We start from the raw sequence: 21,833 nt of genomic DNA, 5'->3' as shown, positions 1-21,833 counted from the left end.
TCGCAGTCCTTGGCCGCGTTTGCAGAGTATGGGTACCTCTGCAAACGTTCCGGGGACTGCGATCTTTTTCATTCCAGCGTCGTACATTGGTCCCCTGGCCTTCGCGAGAATTGGCTGTTTGTTTATCCCCCCCGGCGCAATAGATTGGTCCCTGACAACCAACCATTGCAGGTGATGAACCATGAACCTTTTGCGCTGCTCTCTCGCTGCCCTTGCCTTGACCGTTTGCGCTTCGGCGTTTGCCCATGAGGCCGGTGACCCTTCAGAAAAGGTCACGGTGTTGCAGGACCAGATGCTGAAAAACGCCCCAGGCAAAAAAGCCTTGATGATTGAGGTCGACTACAAACCAGGCCAGGCGTCCATCGCCCACAAACATGACGGCACCGCCATGGCCTATGTGCTTTCGGGATCGATCACTTCCCAGGTGAAGGGCGAAAAAGAGGTCACGTACAAGGCTGGTGAGTATTGGTACGAACCCGCCGGCTCAGAACACCTGGTCTCGAAAAATGCCAGTAAAACGAAACCTGCGAAGCTGTTGGTATTCATGGTGTTGTCGCCGGACGAAAAAGTGCTGGTCCCCTTGCAAAACTGATCGTTAAACCAGCAGCCATAAATAAAAACGCCCAAATGCTTGATTCAGGCGTTTTTATATCCACAGGCAATTAACCACCCTTACTTAAACCGAACAAAACTATTGGCCACCGTATAACTTCGCGAATTGGCTATTTCATTAATCAATACACGGTTTAGTCTGGAGTGACTGCCGACTCCATGCGGCAACTGTAACTTTCCGACCGAAGTTGTTTCACTGGAGAAACACCATGAAACTTGCGTTTGTCAGTACATTGACCATGACCGTGCTAATAAGCGGATGCTCAATACCCACGGCGCCTTCAGCGGTGACACCGCTGGACGGTATCTTCACGCAACCGGTGGGCCGCAGCAGCGCAACGCGCATCCCCAACGGCAGCGATGTAACCCTTGGCGTCGTCTACAGCCGCAATACCCAGGCCAACCGTGCCTACCTGCAAGACTACCAGGCCAATGCCGGCACCGGTTTCGGCCAGAGCCTGCTGGTGCAATCGATCCACGACGCCTACGTGGCCACGTCAAAACCGGATCTGGCGGTGGACTGGGTCAAGGCCTCCCTGCAGCGGCAATTTGGTTCGGTCACGGTGTACCCGGACATGCAAAGCCTGCAGGCGGCGAAACCGGATGTGGTGGCCGTCGTCGACAGCCGCAGCCAATTGATCACCTCGCGCAGTTCGGATGTCGAGGCCAATGTGAGTGTGGACTTCTATGACAAGAACCTGAGTTATATCGGCACGGCAAAAGGGCATGACGCGAAGGCGTTAAGTCCGGTGTGGGCGGACTTTAAACGCAGCGAAGAGATTATCGCCGACATTAACGAGCAACAGAATGTGCAAGTAAGGGCATTGCAAAAGTTTGACCAGTCGCTCAGTAATTTGTTGTCCAGGCCGACAGATAAAGTGTCGATGCTTGATGATAACAAGGGTCAGAAGTTGTATTGACCGAGAAGGCCTCTTCGCGGGCAAGCCTCGCTCCTACGGGTTCACCACAAACCTGTAGGAGCGAGGCTTGCCCGCGAAAGGGCCCGAACAGGCGCCACAAAAATATCGGGCAAAAAAAAAAGCCCCGCATCTCTCGATGCGGGGCTTTTCATTCAGCGCCTGATCAGGCCGCCGGTTCCAGCTCGGCGCTGGCATTGGCAGTGACTGGCACCACCGCTTGTCCACTCAACGCCAGGTCCAGCAACTCACGGTTGGCTACCGCGTACATGGCGTAGTCCGTACCGCTGGCGGCACGAATCTCCACCAGCATGGCGCGCCAGCGTCCGATCATGCTTTCGTGCTGCGCCATCCACGACGCCAGGCGTGTTTCCACGTCCTGGGTGCCGTTGCCCTCTTGCAGGACCGAGATGGTGATCGCACGTTGCTGCCAGTCGACGTCATCGCGGAACGCTTCACGGGCCAGGGCCTGCCAGTTGTTTTCCACCGGCAGGGCACTGATCTGTTGCAGGTACCAGGTGATGTCCAGCGCACTGCCCACGGCGAAGTAGGCCTTGGCCACGTCCGCAGGATCCTGGCCGGTCACGTCGGAGGCCTCGATGATCGGCAGCAGGGTGTACAGGTGCGTGGTGCCAGCCACCATGCGTGCCAGCAACTCCGGCACACCGGCTGCGACGTACGCCTGATAACGGGTCTGCCAGGTTTCGCGGATCTCGCCACTGAGCAGTTCGTCGAGCTTGAGGCCCAACGCCGCCAGGTGCGGACCGAAATGCGCGACGTCACGGGCAGCGTTCTGCTCGTTGCGACGGGCACGCAGGAACCAGCGCGTGGCGCGACGGCCCAGGCGCATCAGCTCGTCCATCAGCTCCAGTTGCACGTCGGCGGAAACCTTGTAGTCCAGGTTTTCGATCTGACGGAACCAGTGCGGGAGATGGAAAATGTCACGCACGATCACGTAGGCACCGGCCACGTTCGCCGGGCTCATGCCGGTCGACTCCTTGAGTCGCTGAACGAAGGTGATGCCCATGTGGTTGACCAGGTCGTTGGCGATCTGGGTGCTGACGATTTCGCGCTTCAGGCGGTGACGGCGCATGGCTTCGGAGAACTTGCTCACCAGGGTCGGCGGGAAAGCGGTTTCCATGTCGCGGGTCAGGTAGTCGTCGTCCGGCACCAGGGAGCCCAGCAGCTGCTCCTTGAGGTCGATCTTGCTGTAGGAGATCAGCACCGACAGCTCGGCACGGGTCAGGCCATGGCCCGCCGCGACGCGCTCGTTGATCGCTTCTTCAGCCGGCAGGAACTCGATGGCGCGATCCAGCTTGCCGCGACCTTCCAGATCGTTCATCAGGCGCTTGTATTCGGCAATCCGCGGCAAGGCGCGACGGGCCGCCAGGGACAGTGCCTGGGTCTGCTTGTAGTTGTTGCCCAACACCAGGCCACCGACTTCGTCGGTCATGCTCGCCAGCAACTGGTTGCGCTGCTTGTCGGTCATGTCGCCGGCCTGAACCACTTCGTTCAGCAGGATCTTGATGTTCACTTCGTGGTCGGAGCAGTCCACGCCACCAGCGTTGTCGATGAAGTCGGTGTTGGAACCGCCGCCATTGAGGCCGAATTCCACACGACCCAGCTGGGTCATGCCGAGGTTACCGCCCTCGCCCACCACTTTGCAGCGCAGTTCGTTGCCGTTCACGCGCAGTGCATCGTTGGCCTTGTCGCCGACATCGGCGTGGCTTTCGCTGCTGGCCTTGACGTAAGTACCGATACCGCCGTTCCACAACAGGTCCACCGGTGCCTTGAGCAAGGCGTTGAGCAGTTCGGTCGGGGTCAGCTTGTCGGCCTGGATGTCGAAGCGTTCCTGCATCTGCGGGGAAATCGCGATGCTCTTGGCGCTACGGGAGAAGATACCGCCGCCTTCGGACATGATGCTGGTGTCGTAGTCCGACCAGGCCGAACGTGGCAGGTCGAACAGGCGCTGGCGCTCGGCGAAGCTGGTCGCGGGGTTCGGGTTCGGGTCGATGAAGATGTGCAGGTGGTTGAACGCCGCGACCAGTTGCAGCTTGTCGGACATCAACAAGCCGTTACCGAACACGTCACCGGCCATGTCGCCGACGCCGACCACGGTGATGCTGTCTTCCTGGACATTGATGCCGCGCTCGCGGAAGTGGCGCTGTACGCCAACCCACGCGCCCTTGGCGGTGATGCCCATTTTCTTGTGGTCGTAACCGGCCGAACCACCGGACGCAAACGCGTCACCCAGCCAGAAGCCGTAGTCGATGGCGATGCCGTTGGCGATGTCGGAGAAGGTCGCGGTGCCCTTGTCCGCGGCCACTACCAGGTACGGGTCATCGTCGTCATGGCGCACGACGTTGGCCGGCGGCACCAGGGCGCCGTCCTTCAGGTTGTCGGTGATGTCCAACAGGCCGGAAATGAAGATGCGGTAGCAGGCGATGCCCTCGGCTGCGATCTCGTCCCGGCTGCCGCCCAGTGGCAGGCGACGCGGCAGGAAGCCGCCCTTGGCGCCCACCGGCACGATGACCGAGTTCTTCACTTGCTGGGCTTTTACCAGGCCCAGGACTTCGGTACGGAAGTCTTCTTCACGGTCCGACCAGCGCAGGCCACCACGGGCAACGTTGCCGAAGCGCAGGTGCACGCCTTCGACGCGCGGCGAGTAAACGAAGATTTCGAACTTCGGCACAGGCTTGGGCAGTTCAGGAATCAAGTGCGGGTTGAACTTGAAGCTGAAGTACGACTTGTTATGGCCGTTTGCGTCGGTCTGGTAGAAGTTGGTGCGCAGGGTGGCCTTGATCAGGTCCAGGTAGCGACGCAGGATGCGGTCTTCGTTCAACACCTGGACGTCGTCCAGTGCGGTCAGGATCGCATGTTCCAGACGCTGTTCCAGATCGTCGCTGCTGAGCTTGCGCGCCAGGTAGAAACGGGTCTTGAACAACCGGGTCAATTCCCGGGCGATGTCGGTGTGGTTGTTCAGGGTGCTGGCGATGTAGCCCAGGTCGAAGCCCAGGCGAATCTGCTTGAGGTAACGGGCGTAGGCACGCAGCAGCGCCACGTCGCGCCATGGCAGGCCGGCAGTCAGTACCAGGCGGTTGAACGCATCGTTCTCGGCATCGCCGCGCACGATGTGGACGAACGCGTCCTGCAGGGTGTCGTTGAGTTGCTGGATGTCCAGGTCCAGGCCTTCGGCCGCGGTGAAGGCGAAGTCGTGAATCCAGAACTCGCGGCCACTGTTGTGGCGCAGGCGGTACGGGAACTCACCCAGCACGCGCAGGCCGAGGTTTTCCAGGATCGGCAACACGTCGGACAGGGCCAACGGGGTATCGGCGTGGTACAGCTTGCAATGCAGCTCACGCTGGCCGACCTGGCCCAGCGGCTGGTAGAAGCTCATCACCAGCGGATTTTTTTCGTTGAGGTTCAGCAGGTGCTGCATGTCGACCACAGCCGAATGCGCGGCGAAACGCTCGCGGTAACCGGCCGGGAAGCCTTTCGGGAAGTCGGCCAGCACATTGGTGCCATGGGCCTCGCCGAAGGTTTCGACGGTCAGGGCCGAGTAATCGTCCTGCCAGCTGCGGCACGCCTGGATCACTTCGTTTTCCAGTTGCTGCGGGTCGATGTCGATGCGGTTTTTCGGGTCGACGCGCAAAATCAGCTGCACGCGGGCCAGCACGGACTCGGAGAAGAAGGTCCAGAACTCGCAATCCGAGGCCTTGAGGCGATCCATCAGCACTTGCTGGATCTTCTGCCGCACTTCGGTGGAGTAGATATCACGCGGCACGTAGGCCAGGCAGTAGCAGAAACGGCCGTACGGATCCTTGCGCAGGAACACGCGGATCTTGTTGCGTTCCTGGATCTGCACGATCGACATCACGGTGCTGAACAGCTCGTCCACCGGAGTCTGGAACAGGTCGTCGCGCGGCAACACTTCGAGCACCTGTGCCAGTTCCTTGCCCAGGTGAGCCTTGGCCTGGAAGCCCGAACGGCGTTCGATTTCCGCGACCTTGCGGCGGATGTACGGGATCACCCGCACGCTCTCGCCATACACCGAGGAGGTGTACAGGCCCATGAAACGGCATTCCTTGATGACCTTGCCGTTGGCATCGATTTCACGGATCGACACGTAGTCCGGGTAAGCCGGGCGGTGTACACGGCTTGGGTGCGCGGCCTTGGCGAACGACAGCAGGGTCGGTTCGCGCAGGTAGTTCACGGCGTAGTCTTCGATGCGCAGGTCGTCGTAGCTCAGGCCGGCGCGCAGCAGTTTGGTCAGGCCAAGGAAGGAATCCTTGTCATAGACGATGTGGCCGCCATCGGCTTCATCGCTGACCACGAACTCTTCGTAGCCCAGGAAGGTGAAGTGGTTGCCCACCAGCCATTCGAGGAAACCCTTGATTTCGCTCTTTTCGTCGGCATCGATGGCGAACTGGCTGTTGTCCAGGTTGGTGAGGATTTCCTGCACCTTGGCTTTCATCGGTTCGAAGTCGCTCACCGCGACGCGCACTTCGCCCAGCACCTGCTCCAGTTCCCGGGTCAGCACATTCAGTTCGGCGGTGTTGGCGCAACGGTCGATTTCCAGGTACATCAACGACTCTTGCAGCACGTCGTCGCCCTGGGTGCCTTTAGGCAGGATTTCCAGCAACTCGCCCTTGCTGCCGCGACGCACGCTCAGCACGGTGGTTTGCAGGGTGTGGATGCTGTAGCCGCGACGGTTCAGCTCGGTACGCACCGAGTCCACCAGGAACGGCAGGTCGTGGTGCAGCACTTCGACCGCGGTGTGGGTCGACTGCCAGCCGTGGCGTTCGTAATCGGGGTTGTAGACGCGCACTTGCGGTTGCGCGTGATCGAAGCGCTCAAGCAGGCGCCACGCAGAAAGGGTACAGCCAGCGAGGTCTGACAACCGACGTTGGGTCAGTTCATCCAGGGAAATGATGCCGAAGAATTGTTCAGCGAACAGCGCCACTTGTGGCAGTGCCTGTTCACTGATGTGCTGCGCCAGTGCCGCTTGCAGTTGGTGCTGGAAGTCGGCTTTGCTGGCTGCGGTGAAGAACGCCATCTGTGGTACTCCGCTTGGGCTTGTTATTGATGGAAGCGTCGCGTGCAAAACCCCTGTCAGGGGCTACCCGTCACCCCGTTCCTGATTCTCGGGCAGAGGAAACAGGGTGACAGGTGGGTGAAGCTAAACGAGACACTCGGGTCACATTCACCTTCCGTGAATGGGCATCTGCAAAAGCGACTGGGCTGCGGGCAACGCAATGCCTTTACGGGTGCTCATCCGTTGCGCAGCTTAACGAGTGCGGCAAGGTCGATGCTTGCGGTGCTGCGACATATTCGGTCAACGGTATGCTGCTCTGGACTCGCGCAACGAACAACATTAGCAGCCACTTGGCAAATTGGGCGTTTTATCCCGAATTTACGGTACTGACGTACCAGAAATGACCGATGAGGTTGATCGGGTTCTCCTGTTGCCCCGTTTTGGCGGTTCCTGCGTCACAATTGCTACTACCCGATGCTCACCTCCTTGCTACATCTTTCAGATCAGTTGTCTCGGACATCACGAATGAGTTTTGTAGGTTGAAAGCTGACGGGATCGTAGGAGGCACCAAAAAATTTAGACCGCCTTGATTCAGAGTTCTTATTGATTCTGAAATACTCGGTACGAGTAGAGGATTCTCCGACTTTTAGTTTGCTAATCCGAGTCGACACCACCCCCCCCTAAAAACCTTCCATTATATGCCTTTACGTTAACACCTGAAAAATCTGCAAACAGTTGACCGAATGGTGCATTCGACGGATTCAGTTGATGTTCGAACACACTTCCAGAATGGCAGGTTAACAGACGAGCACTATCAAAATCTTCAAACCTAAAACCGCTATCGTTTATATATTCAGCAAGGCTTCGGGGACCTAAAAAGGTACCTTGCTCCCTCTTAACCCCTCCTGATGCTGTCCCATGCCCATGGATATTCAGCCTGCGGCCACCTTTATATTCATCTACAAAAACACTCAACCCTTCGGAAATTCTTGTGAAATTTTTTACCGGCCTAACATGATCACCGTATATAAACGATAGATACTGGGCTTTGATTTTAGTATAAACATTGGTAACAGCTGAAAAAACATGCCCCGTAGGATCTGACCGATTAACCGGATCCCCCGCGCAATACGCATACGCGTTCAACCCCCCTTTACCAAACGGACTTAAATCATCTGGGCTATTGAATCGCATCAACACAGGATTAAAAGATCGATAGCCATTGCCCAACAAATAATGCCCGGTCACTGGATCCTGCCTTTGACCATTGAAACCCAATAAACTGAACGAGCAGCTTTCACAGAAGCGATGTCCGTAGGGCGCGTAGGCGTTGATTTTCTGCAACCTCGCTTGAAGCGCATTGAAGACAGAGCGCTGCAGATCAGTGGCCAGCAAAGTACTATAAACGCCACTGCTCTGACGCTGCTGTTGCGCCAACAGTTGATCGCCATGCTGAACAATCGACAGGTGCTCACTCCCATCTATCTCGGTGACCAGTCGGCTGTCGCAGTAGAAGCGCTGACACTCCGGATTACTGAATTCAACATGACTGACCAACCGATCCAGTGCGTCGTATCGATAATGGATCAAATGTGTTTTCCGCGTACTGGACATGACGGGCCTCCGAAACCGGGATAGGTAAACGCCCCTAACTGTCGATCGTCGCGACGAAAACAACAACTAACAGAACTGCTAGCTTTAACTCATTCCAACAAAATTTCGTTGAGGCTGGCAAAAATAAAGCTTTGCCCGCCAACACCGCACCCAGCGCCAGGACTTCCCAAATGCAAATGACGGCCGCACTCTTGATCGTCAACCCGTGCGACGACGAGGAAGACAACATGGCCATGCTCTGCTGTCACAGCGAAAAGGGCGAAATGTTCCTGATGAGCCGTTACCGGGATGAAGACGAGCTGGAAATCACCCTCGATGGCGAGCCTTCGACCCTGGAAGGCGTGAAAGTCACCCTCAGCCCCACCCTGCTGAAGATCGAAATCGCTGCTGCGGATGCCGATGCGTTGAATGGGGATGATGTGCTGGAAATCACCTTCAACCCGGACATGGTGGATCTGGCGGAAGTTGAACTGACCCTGAAGAACATCCTTGACGGTACCGGCACCTTTATCAGCCAGATTTGAGGTGTTTGATCGGCCCTCATCGCGAGCAGGCTCACTCCTACAATTGAGCGGCGTACACCGTCACTGTAGGAGTGAGCCTGCTCGCGATGGGGCCGGCACTGGACTGGCCTAATGATTTTGGACACTTCAATCGGACGCTATTTGGGCGCATTGAAGGAACCTCGACCGATTCAGTCGATCAAGTCTTCGATCGCCTGAAATTTGCTCACTGTCGCGCAGTCGTAACAGAGCATTTGAATCGTCATCCGGTCCATGCTGGCATCGACGTTGCTCGATTCACACTCGCGGCAGAACAGCTGCAGATGCCCGGTAGGATCCGCCCCACAAGCATCGCCGGAGAAAAACCGCGGCACCAGTTCATCACGCCAGTAGTGGCCGGGGGACTTGGAAAAACCGGCTCCGCTGTCCTTCAGCACCACGTCGTACAGGATTCGGTGCAAGGACGACTGCGGCACTCGCGAATCGCGATAGGCGGTTTTGCGCCAGTTTCGCGCCTTGGCGTCCTGCGCCGTGCCCAACATGTTGCCCGGGATGGTGTTGCAAGCGTGGTTTCGGCCCTTGGAGTTGCCGGTGGCATAAAAATGCGCGGCATTCTTCACCGCCAATCGCGCAAAGTAGTAGACATGGCTCACCGAGAAGTCCTGTAGAAGCTGGCCGACAACGGTTTCGGCACGCCCTCGGGCACTGAACACAAAGCTCACTTCGCTGGCCAGTACCTGGATGTACTGAATCGACTCGTCCCGGGCCAGGCTCAACATCAAGGCATACAGCTCGCTTTTCCAGGACGGCTGAACACTGCCGGACAGTTCCTGGTACAACGCCTGGTACAGTACGTCGCGAGTGCTGCGTACGCCGGTTTCCAGCGCGACATTGGGTAGCCAGCGCACGCAGGAAAAGTCTTTGATCAGGTAGCCGGCCGCTCGATCGAAGGCCTTGATGTCGCCATCCAGATCGACGTTCAGCACGCCGGCCTCGTACAGGTTCCTCACCAGCGCTTCACTGGCCTCATCAGTGGGCGCCAACGGTTCGCTCCGCAACCCGGCGTCGAGCGAGGCAATGCGCTCGGCGCCAGCGACATGGCCGTCGTCCAGCAAGGCGAGCAATGTCAGTTTCTGGACGAAACCCAGCGACGCATAAGGCACTGACGGACGTGACGTTGCGTAGCGTTTCTCCAGCTCAAGACGATCGCGTTGCGCCTGGGCGGCGATTTCCTGCTGGCGCAGCTTGTAGCACTCATTGCAGGTACAGGGCTTGGTTCGCCCATAGTGGCCGGGCTCATGGTGATAGTGCTCGCAACGTACGCACTTGAAATGGTTACGAATTGAGACAGGGGTACCCTTGGCGTGCCGACGCACCCACATGGGCAGGTCGCAATAGGGACAGGTCAGGTCCTTGCTGATAATCGGCGGCAATATTTTCAACAGACTGCGGACTTCAGGCGCAATGTTGAACTCGATTTTCAGATCGGCACTTTTTTCACCGTTCAGATAGCGCTGGTACAGTTGCTCGATTTGTTCCTCGGACAGGTGCTTGATCTCATCCGCCCATTCGAAATACTGACTCATCGAAAGAGGTCCTTTTTTCATGATTGACTGCGCAATCCTTTGCGTCTGGGCGAGCACGCTAAGGGATTGAATGACGCCAACACAAGTAAAAAACCGGCGGGAGGGGCGTTATTTTTAGCTCTTGCAAACGTCCTGCGACAGGCCCGGAAATTTCCTAGGGCAAGTTAGGAAAATTCTGTGAGAAGTACCTTTCACCATTCACAAAGTCGAATTTTAGAGGCTTCTCGATACATCAGACTGATAATGGAAATCGGTTTTTTCCCTCCGTTCCAGCACCTGAGGCAGCAGAAATTCCCACAGGCTGGCAGAATTGCTTTTTTGTCACGTTCATCACGCTCGCCGAGCCAGGAATTCCCCATGCAAATGACCACCGCCCTCTTGATCGTCAACCCGTGCGACGACGAGGAAGACAACATGGCCATGCTCTGCTGTCACAGCGAAAAGGGCGAAATGTTCCTGATGAGCCGTTACCCGGATGAAGACGAGCTGGAAATCACCCTCGACGGCGAGCCTTCGACCCTCGACGGCGTGAAAATTACCTTAAGCCCTACCCTGCTGAAGATCGAAATCGCCGCCACGGATGCCGATGCGTTGAATGGGGATGATGTGCTGGAGATCACCTTCAACCCGGACATGGTGGATCTGGCTGAAGTTGAGGAAACCCTGAAGAACATCCTTGACGGTACCGGCACCTTTATCAGCCAGATTTGAGGTGTTTGATCGGCCCTCATCGCGAGCAGGCTCACTCCTACAATTGAGCGGCGTACACCGTCACTGTAGGCGTGAGCCTGCTCGCGATGGGGCCGGCACAGCCACCCAATCACTCCCCGCCAGCCAAATCCCACATTTTCCCCAATCATTTCCCCCACTTTGCACAAAATGCCGTTAGTCGCCGCCCCCCGCGATGGATTAAAGTAACGCCCCCAGCCCTGGCGTTATATGAACGTCTTCGGTCACCCTTTCCAGGAACAGTCATCGATGGAACATCGTGAAGCGCTGCTTGCGCTGCGAACCTTTCTTTCAACGCAGATTCTCGGCCAGGAAAAACTCATCGAGCGCTTGCTCATCGCCCTGCTTGCCGACGGCCACATGCTGGTCGAGGGCGCCCCAGGCCTGGCCAAGACCAAGGCCATCAAGGAATTGGCGGAAGGCATCGAAGCACAGTTCCATCGCATCCAGTTCACCCCCGACTTGCTGCCCGCCGACATCACCGGTACCGAGATCTATCGTCCGGAAACCGGCAGCTTCGTGTTCCAGCAAGGTCCGATCTTCCACAACCTGGTGCTGGCGGACGAAATCAACCGCGCCCCGGCCAAGGTGCAGTCGGCGCTGCTCGAAGCCATGGGTGAGCGTCAGGTCAGTGTCGGACGCAGCACCTATGAGCTTTCGCCATTGTTCCTGGTGATGGCCACGCAAAACCCGATCGAACAGGAAGGCACCTACCCGCTGCCCGAAGCGCAGCTCGACCGTTTCCTGATGCACGTGAAAATCGGCTTTCCGGACGCGGCAGTCGAACGCCGCATCCTGCAACAGGCCCGTGGCGAAGCCTTGAACGGCGAAACCAAACCCGAGCGCCGGGTCAGCCAGCAGGCGATCTTCGCCGCACGCAAGGAGATTCTCGGGCTGTACATGGCCGACGCCGTGGAGGAATACCTGGTGCAACTGGTCATGGCCACGCGCAACCCGGCCAAGTTCGATCCGGAAATGGCCGAATGGATCGCCTACGGCGCCAGCCCCCGCGGTTCGATTGCACTGGATCGTTGTGCCCGGGCCCACGCCTGGCTGGCCGGTCGCGACTTCGTCAGCCCCGAAGACATCCAGGCGGTACTGTTCGATGTGTTGCGCCACCGCATCATCCTGTCCTTTGAAGCCGAAGCCGCCGGGATCGACCAGGACCGGGTGGTCCAGCGCATTCTCGACGTCGTAGCTGTCGCTTGAGTCCGATGAACGCCCTCCTGCCGCCCCAACCGGGCATCCGCGTCACGCTCGCCGAGCTGATCGAGATGCGCCATCGTGTGCGCGAAGTGCAGCTGTTTTCCACACCGAGCCAGCGCAGCCCGCTGATCGGCCTGCACCATTCCAAGCTGCGTGGCCGTGGCGTGGATTTCGATCAGGTGCGGGTCTACCAGGCCGGCGACGATGTGCGCAGCATCGACTGGCGCGTCACCGCCCGGACCCAGGAGCCCCACACCAAGCTGTTCCACGAAGAGCGTGAACGGCCGATCTTCATCATGGTCGAGCAAAGCCGTCGCCTGTTTTTCGGCTCGGGACTGATGTTCAAATCGGTGCTGGCCGCCCAGGCCGCGAGCCTGATTGGCTGGGCCGCCCTGGGGCATAACGACCGGGTTGGCGGCCTGGTGTTCGGCGACAACGAGCATTACGAAATCAAGCCAAGGCGCAGCAAACAGAGCCTGCTGCAGTTGCTCAACCGCCTGGTACGGGTCAACCAGTCGCTGCACACCGAAAGCGAGCCCGCTGGCGATGCGTTCGGCATTGCCTTGCGCCGCGCGCGCGAAGTGTTGCGCCCTGGCAGCCTGGTGATCGTGATCTGCGATGAACGTGCCTTGTCCGGCAACGCCGAACAACAGCTGAGCCTGTTGTCGCGCCATTGCGACCTGTTGCTGCTGCCGGTGTCCGATCCACTGGACCATGCCCTGCCCGCCGCCGGACTGTTGCGCTTCGCCGAGCGTGGCGCGCAACTGGAGCTCGACACGCTCAATTTCGACCTGCGCCAGACCTATCGCGCCCAGGCCGAAGACCGCATCGCCCGCTGGGAGTTGCTGGCGCAGAAGCTGCGGGTGCTGCTGATGCCGTTGAGCACGCAGAGTGAAATGGTCGAGCAACTGCGCGAGTACCTCAACCCACAGAAGCCGGGAAAAGGTCGATGAACGGTCTCGAGCAACTGCAACCACTGATTTCCCCGCCCCCCGTGGCTTTCTGGCCGCCGGCACCGGGTTGGTGGTTGCTGCTGTTGTTGCTGCCAGCCATTGGCTTCGGCCTGTGGAAACTGCGCCACCTGTTGCCTGGCAAGCCGCCGGTCGCGCCCGTCGAACAGCCGCTGGACCCGGTACGCGTGGCCGCACTGGCGGAATTGGCGCGCATGCCCAAACCTTACGATGGTGCGCCGGCAGGGGCCTGGCTGCAGCAGCTCAATGGCCTGCTCAAGCGCCTGTGCCGCAACCATTACCCCTATAGCCAGAGCCATACCCTCAATGGCCGAAAATGGCTGGCGTTCCTCGACAACCGCTGCCCCGCTGCCGGCCTGACCCGCTGGATGGTGCTGGTTGAAGGCGCCTACAAGCCCGAATGCAAGCTCGACGACAAAGCCATCGCCGGCTTGACCCAGGCCGTCGACACCTGGATTCGCAAACATGTTTGAGTTCGCCTGGCCGTGGATCTTCGCCCTGCTGCCGCTGCCCTGGTTGATGCGCGTTGTGTTGCCGGTAGCCGACAGTGGCGAACCGGCGCTCAAGGTCAGTTTCCTCAGTGACCTCGAAGGCCTGGCCCGGCGCCGCGCCCGCGCCAACCTGCCCGCCTGGCGCCAGCAGGCGCCGTTCCTGCTGCTGTGGTTGCTGCTGCTGAGCGCGGCCGCGCGCCCGCAATGGCTCGGCGAACCGCTGCCGATTGCCGCCAGTGGGCGCGACCTGCTGGTGGCGGTGGATGTGTCCGGTTCCATGGACTTTCCCGATATGCAGTGGCAGGACGAAGAGGTCAGCCGCCTCACGCTGGTCCAGCATTTGCTGGGCGACTTCCTAGAAAGCCGCGACGGCGACCGGGTCGGCCTGATCCTCTTCGGCAGCCGGGCCTACGTACAGGCGCCCCTGACGTTTGACCGGCATACCGTGCGTGTCTGGCTCGACGAGGCGCGCATCGGCATCGCCGGCAAGAACACCGCCATCGGCGACGCCATCGGCCTGGCCGTAAAGCGCCTGCGGCAACGGCCGGCACAAAGTCGCGTGATGATCCTGGTCACCGATGGCGCCAACAACGGTGGCGAAATCGATCCGCTCACCGCCGCCCGCCTGGCGGCCAGGGAAGGTGTGAAAATCTACCCGATCGGCATCGGCGCCGACCCGGAACAAAGCGGCACTCCGGGTTTCCTGGGGATCAATCCGAGCCTGGACCTTGACGAACCCACCTTGAAAGAAATCGCCGACGCCACCGGTGGCCAGTACTTTCGCGCTCAAGACGGCAAGCAACTGCAAGCGATCAAGGCCACCCTCGACCAACTGGAACCTGTGACCCAGCAACCGACTCAGGCTCGCCCGGCCCAGGCGTTGTATCACTGGCCACTGGCGCTGGCGTTGTTGCTGAGCATGCTGCTGGTGGTGCGCGTGCTGTGGCCGGATAACCCGCTGCATCGACTGTTCAACAAGGACCTGTTCTTGCAAACGCAATTGCCTGACTGGCGCCAGCGCCTCAAACGCCTGCGCCTGCGGAGACGCCGATGAGCGATCTCTGGCCGTACTGGTTCCGCCCGTGGTGGCTGTTGTTGCTGCCGCTGCTTGGCTGGCTGCTCTGGCAACTGTGGCATCGGCAGAAACGCGCCGGGCGCTGGCAGATGATCCTGCCACCGGCGTTCCATGCGGTGTTGCTCAGTGGCGGCAGCGGCCGCGAAAGCAAACTGCCGTGGGTTGCCTTGGGCGTGGCGTGGTTGATCGCCGTTCTCGCCTTGCTCGGGCCGAGCTTTTCCCGCGTCGAACAGTCCAGCCAGAAACCCGCCGACCCGCTGGTGGTGATCCTTGAGCTGACCCCGGAAATGCTCGCCACCGACGTTCAGCCAAACCGCCTGGAACAGGCCCGGCGCAAACTCTTCGACCTGCTGCAAAGCCGCAACGATGCACAGACTGCGATCGTTGTCTTTGCTGGCAGCGCCCACACCCTGGTGCCGCTGTCGGACGACCTGTCCACCAGCCGCAACCTGCTCGATGCGCTCAAGCCGTCGTTGATGCCCGAAGCCGGCCATCGAGCCGACCTGGCGGTGCTCAAGGCCCTGGCACTGTTGGAGCAGGCCGCACTGGGCGACGGCAGGATCCTGTTGATCGGCACCACCCTGAGCGAACAGGAGCGCCTGGGCATCCGCCAGGCCTTGAGCGGCAAATCGACGCAATTGCTGATGCTTGGCATCGGCACCGCCGAAGGCGCGCCCATTACCCAGGAAGATGGCAGTTTCCTCAAGGATGAACAGGGAGCGATTCTGGTGTCGCGCCTGGACGAGCCCGGCTTGAAATCCTTCGTCAACGACCTTGATGGACGCTATCGCCACGCACGCCTGAGCGATGCCGACCTGCGCGCCCTCGGCATGTTCGACAGTCCGCGCAACCTGCGCGACAACGGCCAGACCCTGCGCCTCGACACCTGGGCCGACCAGGGCTACTGGCTGCTGTTGCCGTTGCTGTTGCTGGCCGCGTGCGCCGGTCGGCGCGGCTGGTTGCTCTGTCTGCCACTGTTGCTGGCGCTGCCGCAGCCGGGTTATGCCTTCGACTTCCAGGACCTGTGGCTGCGCCCCGACCAGCAGGGCGCGCTCTTGCTCAAGCAAAAACGCCCGGCCGAAGCTGCGCGGCACTTCGAAGATCACCAGTGGCAAGGCGTTGCCCTCTACGAAGCCGGCGACTACAGTGGCGCCGCCCAGCGGTTCGCCGAAGGCGACGACGCCCATGCCCACTACAATCGAGGCAACGCCTTGGCCAGGAGTGGCGAGCTGGAGGCGGCACTGGATGCTTACGAACAGGCCCTCGAACGCCAACCGGATTTGCGCCCGGCGCTGACCAACAAGGCCTTGGTGGAAAGCCTGCTCAAGCAGAAGGCCGCAACCCCACCCCCTGACAAAGCCGCCGATGAGGCGGCCAGCGATGCCGAGCAGCAAGCACCACCCAGTGACGCTGCGCAACCGTCGCAAAGCGGTGAACCCGAAACGGCTGGCGAACAAGCGCAGGCAAGCACCGAGCCTTCCGCCACCACGCCCCCGCGCCCCGGCACCAATGAGGTCCCGGGCAGCGAACTGGGAGACGAACAGCACACCGTTGCGCCCATGCGCCCGGCCAGCGACAGTATCGAGGGCGAGCAGCAGCAGGCACTGGAGCAATGGCTGAGGCAGATCCCGGATGACCCGGGGGAATTGCTCCGGCGCAAATTCTGGTACGAACAGCAACAACATCAGGATCAGGGAAAAACTCGATGACCCGCTTCACCGCCTTCACGCTTGCCCCGCTGCCCGCCTTGCTGCTCTGCGTCATGCAGACCCAGGCAGCCGAGCTGGTCGCCAGTGTCGACCGGGCTCGCCTGAACTCCGGCGAGACGATCGAACTGACCCTGGAATCCAACGACGTGACCCAGTTCGGCAAGCCCGACCTGACGCCCCTGGAGCCACTGTTCGAAGTGCGTGGCACCCGCCAGGTCAACCAGTTGAACACCCTCAACGGCGACAACCAGGCCACCACTCGCTGGATCATCACCCTGCTGCCCTTGCAAAATGGCACCGTGGTGATTCCCGCGCTCAAGTTGGGCGAAGTCCAGAGCCAGCCAATCACCGTGCAAGTGGTCGAAAGCGATCCCCAGGCGACCCCAGACAAACAGGCGCCGGTGTTCATCGACGCCAGCCTCGATCAAACCAGCGTGTACGTGCAGGCCCAGGCGGTCCTGACCTTGCGCATCTACCATTCGGTGTCGCTGTACGACGACAGCAGCCTGCCGCCCTTGCAGATTCCCGACGCCCGCATCGAACAGCTGGGCGAGTCGCGCACCTACGAGAAAGACATCAACGGCCTGCGCCACGGCGTCATCGAGATGCGCTATGCGATCTACCCGCAACACAGCGGTGAGCTGATCATTCCGGCGCAGATATTCAATGCCGCGCTGGTGGACGCGCAACCCGTCCAGGACGCCAGCGTCCAGATGCCGAAATCCGGCAAATTGATGCGCGTCAGTTCCGGCCAACTGCTGTTGACGGTCAAGGCCAAACCCGCCACCTACCCCGCCGACCTGCCCTGGCTGCCGGCTCGCAGCCTGACGCTCAGCGAAAGCTGGAACCCGGAACCGGAACACGTTCAGGTCGGCGATTCGCTGACCCGCAGCCTGACGGTCAAGGCCGAAGGCCTGGCCAGCTCGCAACTGCCACCCCTGCCCGGCACCGAGGCCGCTGGCCTGCGGCGCTATCCCGATCAACCGGTGCTGGGCAACCAGAACAGCGAGCGCGGCCTGGTCGGCAGCCGCGAAGACCGAGAAGCGCTGGTGCCTTCGCGCAGCGGCGCCATAGACTTGCCTTCGGTCGAAGTGGTCTGGTGGAACACCTTCGAAGACCATCTGGAGCACAGCAGCCTGCCCGCCCGAACCCTGCAGGTGGCCGCCAATCCCAGCCTGATGGTCGACACCCCGGCCGGCACCTCGGCGCTCGACAGCAGCGCCAGCAGCGAAACCCTCTGGCGCTGGAAACTCAGCAGCCTGATCCTGGCCTGCACCACCCTGCTGGGGTTCGGCCTCTGGTGGCGAGCGCGCTCGCAACCGGCGATCCAGCGCGCGGCACAAACCGGCCCGAGCCCACGCACCGTGCTTGACGACCTCAAGCGCGCCTGCCAGGCCAACGACTCCCACGCCACCCGCCAGGCGCTCGACGCCTGGGCCCGCCAGCAACCGGAAACCCTGGCCGACATGGCCGCCCGCTTCGTCCCGCTGTCCGACGCCCTCGACGGTTTGAACGGCGCGCTGTACAGCGAAACCGGCCAGCACTGGCAAGGGGAAGATTTGTGGCGGGCGATTCGTACGATCCCGATCGCGGAACGGGTTCAGGATCCGGTTGGGGACAGTGGGTTGCCGCCGTTGTATCCGAAGTGATTGGTTTTAGCTATTGAGATGAAATTCGGTATCTAGATGAATAGCGTGTAAAAAAGCGCAATCGTGGGAAACCACGATCAATGCCCCTTGATACTGATTTAGCATTTGCTCCAGCGCGATTCTGCTGGGCAGGTCCAAATGGTTGTCCGGCTCATCCAGCAACAGCAATTGCGGCGGTCGCCGTGCATATAGCTGCGCAGCCAGGGCTATTTTCAGGCGTTCGCCACCACTCAATTGGCAGGTCTTGAGCACCGCACGATCCGCATCAATGCCCATCTGCGCCAACCGGGTTCGCGCCTCGGCCTCGGGCAACTCCGGATTACTCTCGTAAAGCCATTGCACCGCCGTGCGTTCGGGGCACTGCAACCCGGCGTGTTGATCCAGCCAGCCGACATGGCAACTGCGTATGAGTTCGCCTTCGCGTTCCCGCAGTTGGCCGGCAATCACTCGCAACAGGGTCGACTTGCCGCTGCCGTTGGCGCCCAGGATCGCCATGCGCATAGGCCCGGTCAGCGTCAGGTTGATCGGTGCCGCGTAACCGAACGGGAGAATCACGTCGTTGAGTTGCACAATCAGCTTGCCATTGGGCACTACGCTTTCTGGGGACAACATCATCCGTTGAATGTCCGGCGCACATCTCGCGCGAGCCTCGGCGATCCGTTGTTGCTGCTGCTCCAGGGCCACCTGTTGATTGAGGCGCAATTTTCCCTGACTGTTTTCACTTCGCTCTTTCTGGGCGTTGGTGATCAACTTGGTCTGATTGCCGTCACGGGCCTTACGGTCGCCGCGGGCATTACGCCGTTGCTGACGCTCCATCTGCACGACCATCTCACGTTGCTCACGCTTGGCCTGCGCCCGCTCCCCTTGCAATGCCGACTGGAACGACTGCTGTTCCTGCTCGCGTGCCGTCGCGTACTGACTGTAGTTACCGCCATAAACCGCCAGCCCCAAGGACGAAAGCTCGACAATTTCGTTCACGTGCTCCAGAAGTCCGCGGTCGTGGCTGATCAACACCAGGCCGTTGGGCCAGCGATCGATCTGCTGCGCGAGCTTGTGCTGCTGATCAATATCCAGGTGATTGCTGGGCTCATCCAGAATGAGCCAGTCGGCCCTGGATAACCACGCCCCCAGCAGCGCCACCCGTTGCCGTTCGCCACCACTGAGTGCGTCAGTGCGCGCCTCGGCATTCAAGTGCCCCAGGCCGATCTGCTGCAGCTGCGCCTCAAGGCGTGTGGCGCAATCCCATTGATCGACTGCCAGCAAATGGTCGTCATCGTCGACACTCCCTTGGGCAATGCGCTCCAGCGCCGCCAGAATATGGTCGACCCTGGCCAGCGCGGCAACGTTGGGATAGCGCTCCGGTTCCAGTAACTGCGCCACGACGTAAACCCGCCCTTCGCGACGGACGATGCCGCTGGTGGGCAGCTGCTCCCCCGTCAGGAGCCGGCCGAGCAAGGACTTGCCACAGCCATTGGCGCCGACGATTCCCGTAGCCCTGGTACTGAAGGTGTGGTTCAAGTGATCGAACAGCACGCGCCCGTCGGGCAGGTTGAATGACACTTGATCAAGTTGGAGTAACCGTTGAGTCATGACGCTTCCTTGAACAATCGGCCTGTTTGAAGCCTCGACGAAGACCTGAGGGGCCATAAAGTGCGAGCCGCACAGCGAGCGTCTGACCGTCACGAAAGGGAATTTCACCTAGATGTTGCGTCTTGAGAAACGACAACGCCCGGCCGAGCGGATATCGGCAACATGCGATACAAACAGCTATCGCAGGCGTAACGACAACATCAGATAAACAAACTAACTGCCGAATACAAACCAATCAATTGTTCTAGAAAGGAACCATGACAAATGATTAACTTTCAGCGAACTCCGTAGTACACCTCCTACAAATGTGCATCAAGAAGTCAGCGTTCGACTACCAATCAAGTGGAGGCACTCACCCATTTTTAAAACAACAGGCCTCGACGACCTGAACGGCGCGCTATACAGCTAAACCGGTCAGCATTGGCAAGGGGAAGTTTTGTGGCGAGCGATTCGTACGATCCCGATGGCAGAACGGGTTCAGGATCCGGTTGGGGACAGTGGGTTGCCGCCGTTGTATCCCAAGTAAGATCAAAAGATCGTAGCCTGCGGCAGCTCCTACAGGTTATCCGCCGTGTAGGAGCTGCCGCAGGCTGCGATCTTTTAAGCCTTTGCAGCCGTCAACAGGTCAGGCGTGTTCTTTCCAAAGCACATTGTCGCCCTCCCCAGGGGCCCAATCCGCTGTATGTGCCGTATGCGCTTGAATGCAGGTCCAGTTCTTTGCGGCGTGGCTCACAATGTCATTTTTTGCATACTGAGTACCCAGCTTCCACGCCGGATGCTCGCCCCCGTCACCCTGGGTTCTGACGCTAAGGACGTTACTGGACAACGAGAGTTTGTTGTTCAGGTCACGCGCTTTCACAGAGTAGCGGTATTGGGTGTTTGGTGTCAGACCAGCGTCGTCAAAAGAGGTCTGAGTAGCGCTCACGGTTTTGATGTGACTGTCATCCCGATAGATCAGGTAGTCCACTATTGGCGCCGTGCCGGTGGATGCCCCCCACATCAGGCTGACGCTTTGCGCAGTCTGGCCCATGCTGTGCAAGTTAGTCGGAGCCGTGGGACCCTCTCCACCTTCGGGCAAGGTGTGCACTTGAATTGGCCGGCTTCGTGCGGAAACCTTGCCCTGATCATCGACTGAGCAGATGTCATAGTTGTACTGAGTTTCAGCCACCACGCTCTTGTCGGCAAACGTAAGATTTGGCGACTCTACCTCGACTAAAAAGCCGCCGTTGCGCCAAATACGGTAGGAGACAATCGGAAACGGACCGGTTGCTGCATTCCACTTCAACAGCACCTGCTTGTCAGTGACATTTACAGCGGACAGCCCGGTTGGGGTATCGGGAAGTTCTCCTCCCCCGTCGGGCGGCACAAAGTTCAGATCGATCACCTGATAAAAGGCCATCGAAGTGTTCGCCACTTCCCAAACAGCCAGGCATACATGGTAGCCATTGCGCCTGGGCAGAGGAACGCCATGGATGGTCGGTGACTCGGGCAACATTGCCTCACCATGGGCCCAATGCGGTTGCAGGTTGATTTGCACCGTGTAAAACGGCACTTCTTCAAACTGGCTGCGCGACAGGACCTTGTCCGGATCCCAACCCTCCTTCGTCATGAAGTAGTTCCAGCGCCGAGCAGCGTGCTTGGCGCTGAAATGCCATGAAATATCAAGCGTTTCACTGCTTCGCACATCATGTTTTTGCCAGTGACTTCCAGGCTCATCCAGCCAAGCCCCGGCCTGTTGACCTGCACTGGCAATTTTTCCGTCCGGAGGCGGCGAGACGTTGGCGTCGTCATCTTTGGCAAAAACATCCCTGACTCCGCCGGTCGTCAGGGGAAAAAACTTGCCACCCTCGCGCTGATTCAAAGCCCCTTCGTCGAGTCTCCCTGCGAGCCATTCAAAATGTGCCCGTGAGGAGGGGGAAAAAACATGGCCATGACGCGGATTGTTGCTTCTGCTGATGGTGTTCGGACGACGCTGTGACATTGTATTTCTCCATTAACAATCGTTGCAGCTTGGATAAACTACGGATCACATGTAACGCCCCAACCACTTCAGTCACTGCTCGACCGACCTCGCCGCTCTTCTAATGAAAGGCAGTCCCTTGCACTGTAAGGCTCCATGCTCAAATCCATTGAATACCCGCCTTGC

Annotated in this window: 15 protein-coding genes and 1 pseudogene; 11 read left to right on the top strand and 5 right to left on the bottom strand. The window is 59.6% G+C overall.

The genetic code is table 11. The features are described from left to right. Positions 1 to 181 precede the first annotated feature (181 nt). A complete protein-coding gene (locus tag OH720_RS15195) occupies positions 182 to 592 on the top strand; it encodes a cupin domain-containing protein (RefSeq protein WP_008055137.1) in 411 nt (136 codons plus the stop codon). Between the two features lie 229 nt (positions 593 to 821). Continuing rightward, a complete protein-coding gene (locus tag OH720_RS15190) occupies positions 822 to 1,532 on the top strand; it encodes an ATPase (protein ID WP_272606294.1) in 711 nt (236 codons plus the stop codon). Between the two features lie 163 nt (positions 1,533 to 1,695). Here the strand turns inward: OH720_RS15190 and OH720_RS15185 are convergent, their stop codons facing one another. Together OH720_RS15185 and OH720_RS15180 are read right to left on the bottom strand one after the other, a co-directional pair. Then, on the bottom strand, positions 1,696 to 6,585 hold the full coding sequence (locus OH720_RS15185; protein ID WP_272606293.1) for an NAD-glutamate dehydrogenase: 4,890 nt from the start codon (positions 6,583 to 6,585) through the stop codon (positions 1,696 to 1,698). 633 nt (positions 6,586 to 7,218) lie between these two features. Further along, a complete protein-coding gene (locus OH720_RS15180) occupies positions 7,219 to 8,178 on the bottom strand; it encodes an RHS repeat-associated core domain-containing protein (RefSeq protein ID WP_272606292.1) in 960 nt (319 codons plus the stop codon). 170 nt (positions 8,179 to 8,348) lie between these two features. On the opposite strand from OH720_RS15180, the gene OH720_RS15175 reads away from it, so the two are divergent. Then, positions 8,349 to 8,702: a hypothetical protein gene (locus tag OH720_RS15175; protein ID WP_272606291.1), complete on the top strand. Its 354-nt coding sequence runs from the start codon at positions 8,349 to 8,351 to the stop codon at positions 8,700 to 8,702. A 170-nt stretch (positions 8,703 to 8,872) separates the two neighbouring features. On the opposite strand, the gene OH720_RS15170 is transcribed toward OH720_RS15175, so the two are convergent. After that, positions 8,873 to 10,267 carry a hypothetical protein gene (locus OH720_RS15170; protein WP_272606290.1) on the bottom strand — a complete coding sequence of 465 codons (1,395 nt, stop codon included), beginning with the start codon at positions 10,265 to 10,267 and terminating at the stop codon, positions 8,873 to 8,875. A 357-nt stretch (positions 10,268 to 10,624) separates the two neighbouring features. Between OH720_RS15170 and OH720_RS15165 the strand changes: the two genes are divergently transcribed. From OH720_RS15165 to OH720_RS15135, 7 genes are all read left to right on the top strand, one after another. Beyond that, positions 10,625 to 10,978 carry a hypothetical protein gene (locus OH720_RS15165; RefSeq protein WP_272606289.1) on the top strand — a complete coding sequence of 118 codons (354 nt, stop codon included), beginning with the start codon at positions 10,625 to 10,627 and terminating at the stop codon, positions 10,976 to 10,978. Positions 10,979 to 11,245: 267 nt separating this feature from the next. Next, on the top strand, positions 11,246 to 12,205 hold the full coding sequence (locus OH720_RS15160) for an AAA family ATPase (RefSeq protein ID WP_008055132.1): 960 nt from the start codon (positions 11,246 to 11,248) through the stop codon (positions 12,203 to 12,205). Between the two features lie 5 nt (positions 12,206 to 12,210). Continuing rightward, the gene (locus OH720_RS15155; RefSeq protein WP_008055131.1) at positions 12,211 to 13,155 is read left to right on the top strand and encodes a DUF58 domain-containing protein; all 945 of its coding nucleotides are present in this window, start codon (positions 12,211 to 12,213) and stop codon (positions 13,153 to 13,155) included. Continuing rightward, the gene (locus tag OH720_RS15150) at positions 13,152 to 13,646 is read left to right on the top strand and encodes a DUF4381 domain-containing protein (protein ID WP_180201875.1); all 495 of its coding nucleotides are present in this window, start codon (positions 13,152 to 13,154) and stop codon (positions 13,644 to 13,646) included. The genes OH720_RS15155 and OH720_RS15150 overlap by 4 nt, the downstream gene beginning before the upstream one ends. Next, positions 13,639 to 14,718 (top strand): vWA domain-containing protein, encoded by a 1,080-nt coding sequence (locus OH720_RS15145; protein WP_272606288.1) that lies wholly within the window; start codon positions 13,639 to 13,641, stop codon positions 14,716 to 14,718. Before OH720_RS15150 ends, OH720_RS15145 begins: the two co-directional genes overlap by 8 nt. Beyond that, on the top strand, positions 14,715 to 16,448 hold the full coding sequence (locus OH720_RS15140) for a vWA domain-containing protein (RefSeq protein WP_272606287.1): 1,734 nt from the start codon (positions 14,715 to 14,717) through the stop codon (positions 16,446 to 16,448). Before OH720_RS15145 ends, OH720_RS15140 begins: the two co-directional genes overlap by 4 nt. Continuing rightward, on the top strand, positions 16,445 to 18,097 hold the full coding sequence (locus OH720_RS15135; protein ID WP_272606286.1) for a BatD family protein: 1,653 nt from the start codon (positions 16,445 to 16,447) through the stop codon (positions 18,095 to 18,097). The genes OH720_RS15140 and OH720_RS15135 overlap by 4 nt, the downstream gene beginning before the upstream one ends. Positions 18,098 to 18,103: 6 nt before the next feature. Here the strand turns inward: OH720_RS15135 and OH720_RS15130 are convergent, their stop codons facing one another. Next, a complete protein-coding gene (locus OH720_RS15130) occupies positions 18,104 to 19,687 on the bottom strand; it encodes an ATP-binding cassette domain-containing protein (RefSeq protein ID WP_272606285.1) in 1,584 nt (527 codons plus the stop codon). Positions 19,688 to 20,063: 376 nt separating this feature from the next. Between OH720_RS15130 and OH720_RS31875 the strand changes: the two are divergent. Further along, positions 20,064 to 20,213: pseudogene (locus OH720_RS31875) on the top strand (BatD family protein); the annotation flags it as partial. Between the two features lie 99 nt (positions 20,214 to 20,312). On the opposite strand, the gene OH720_RS15125 reads toward OH720_RS31875, so the two are convergent. After that, the gene (locus OH720_RS15125; RefSeq protein ID WP_272606284.1) at positions 20,313 to 21,668 is read right to left on the bottom strand and encodes a lytic polysaccharide monooxygenase; all 1,356 of its coding nucleotides are present in this window, start codon (positions 21,666 to 21,668) and stop codon (positions 20,313 to 20,315) included. Positions 21,669 to 21,833: the final 165 nt, after the last annotated feature.

Source organism: Pseudomonas sp. WJP1 (assembly GCF_028471945.1).
In the GTDB taxonomy this organism is placed as follows: domain Bacteria; phylum Pseudomonadota; class Gammaproteobacteria; order Pseudomonadales; family Pseudomonadaceae; genus Aquipseudomonas.
Note: the sequence above shows the minus strand (reverse complement) of the source record. Positions and strands in the feature narration are given on the sequence as shown.

Excerpts from the sequence above, each read along its gene's own strand:
- OH720_RS15195 (WP_008055137.1), top strand. The coding sequence starts at position 182 with ATGAACCTTTTGCGCTGCTCTCTCGCTGCCCTTGCCTTGACCGTTTGC.
- OH720_RS15190 (WP_272606294.1), top strand. The coding sequence starts at position 822 with ATGAAACTTGCGTTTGTCAGTACATTGACCATGACCGTGCTAATAAGC.
- OH720_RS15185 (WP_272606293.1), bottom strand. The coding sequence starts at position 6,585 with ATGGCGTTCTTCACCGCAGCCAGCAAAGCCGACTTCCAGCACCAACTG.
- OH720_RS15180 (WP_272606292.1), bottom strand. The coding sequence starts at position 8,178 with ATGTCCAGTACGCGGAAAACACATTTGATCCATTATCGATACGACGCA.
- OH720_RS15175 (WP_272606291.1), top strand. The coding sequence starts at position 8,349 with ATGCAAATGACGGCCGCACTCTTGATCGTCAACCCGTGCGACGACGAG.
- OH720_RS15170 (WP_272606290.1), bottom strand. The coding sequence starts at position 10,267 with ATGAGTCAGTATTTCGAATGGGCGGATGAGATCAAGCACCTGTCCGAG.
- OH720_RS15165 (WP_272606289.1), top strand. The coding sequence starts at position 10,625 with ATGCAAATGACCACCGCCCTCTTGATCGTCAACCCGTGCGACGACGAG.
- OH720_RS15160 (WP_008055132.1), top strand. The coding sequence starts at position 11,246 with ATGGAACATCGTGAAGCGCTGCTTGCGCTGCGAACCTTTCTTTCAACG.
- OH720_RS15155 (WP_008055131.1), top strand. The coding sequence starts at position 12,211 with ATGAACGCCCTCCTGCCGCCCCAACCGGGCATCCGCGTCACGCTCGCC.
- OH720_RS15150 (WP_180201875.1), top strand. The coding sequence starts at position 13,152 with ATGAACGGTCTCGAGCAACTGCAACCACTGATTTCCCCGCCCCCCGTG.
- OH720_RS15145 (WP_272606288.1), top strand. The coding sequence starts at position 13,639 with ATGTTTGAGTTCGCCTGGCCGTGGATCTTCGCCCTGCTGCCGCTGCCC.
- OH720_RS15140 (WP_272606287.1), top strand. The coding sequence starts at position 14,715 with ATGAGCGATCTCTGGCCGTACTGGTTCCGCCCGTGGTGGCTGTTGTTG.
- OH720_RS15135 (WP_272606286.1), top strand. The coding sequence starts at position 16,445 with ATGACCCGCTTCACCGCCTTCACGCTTGCCCCGCTGCCCGCCTTGCTG.
- OH720_RS15130 (WP_272606285.1), bottom strand. The coding sequence starts at position 19,687 with ATGACTCAACGGTTACTCCAACTTGATCAAGTGTCATTCAACCTGCCC.
- OH720_RS15125 (WP_272606284.1), bottom strand. The coding sequence starts at position 21,668 with ATGTCACAGCGTCGTCCGAACACCATCAGCAGAAGCAACAATCCGCGT.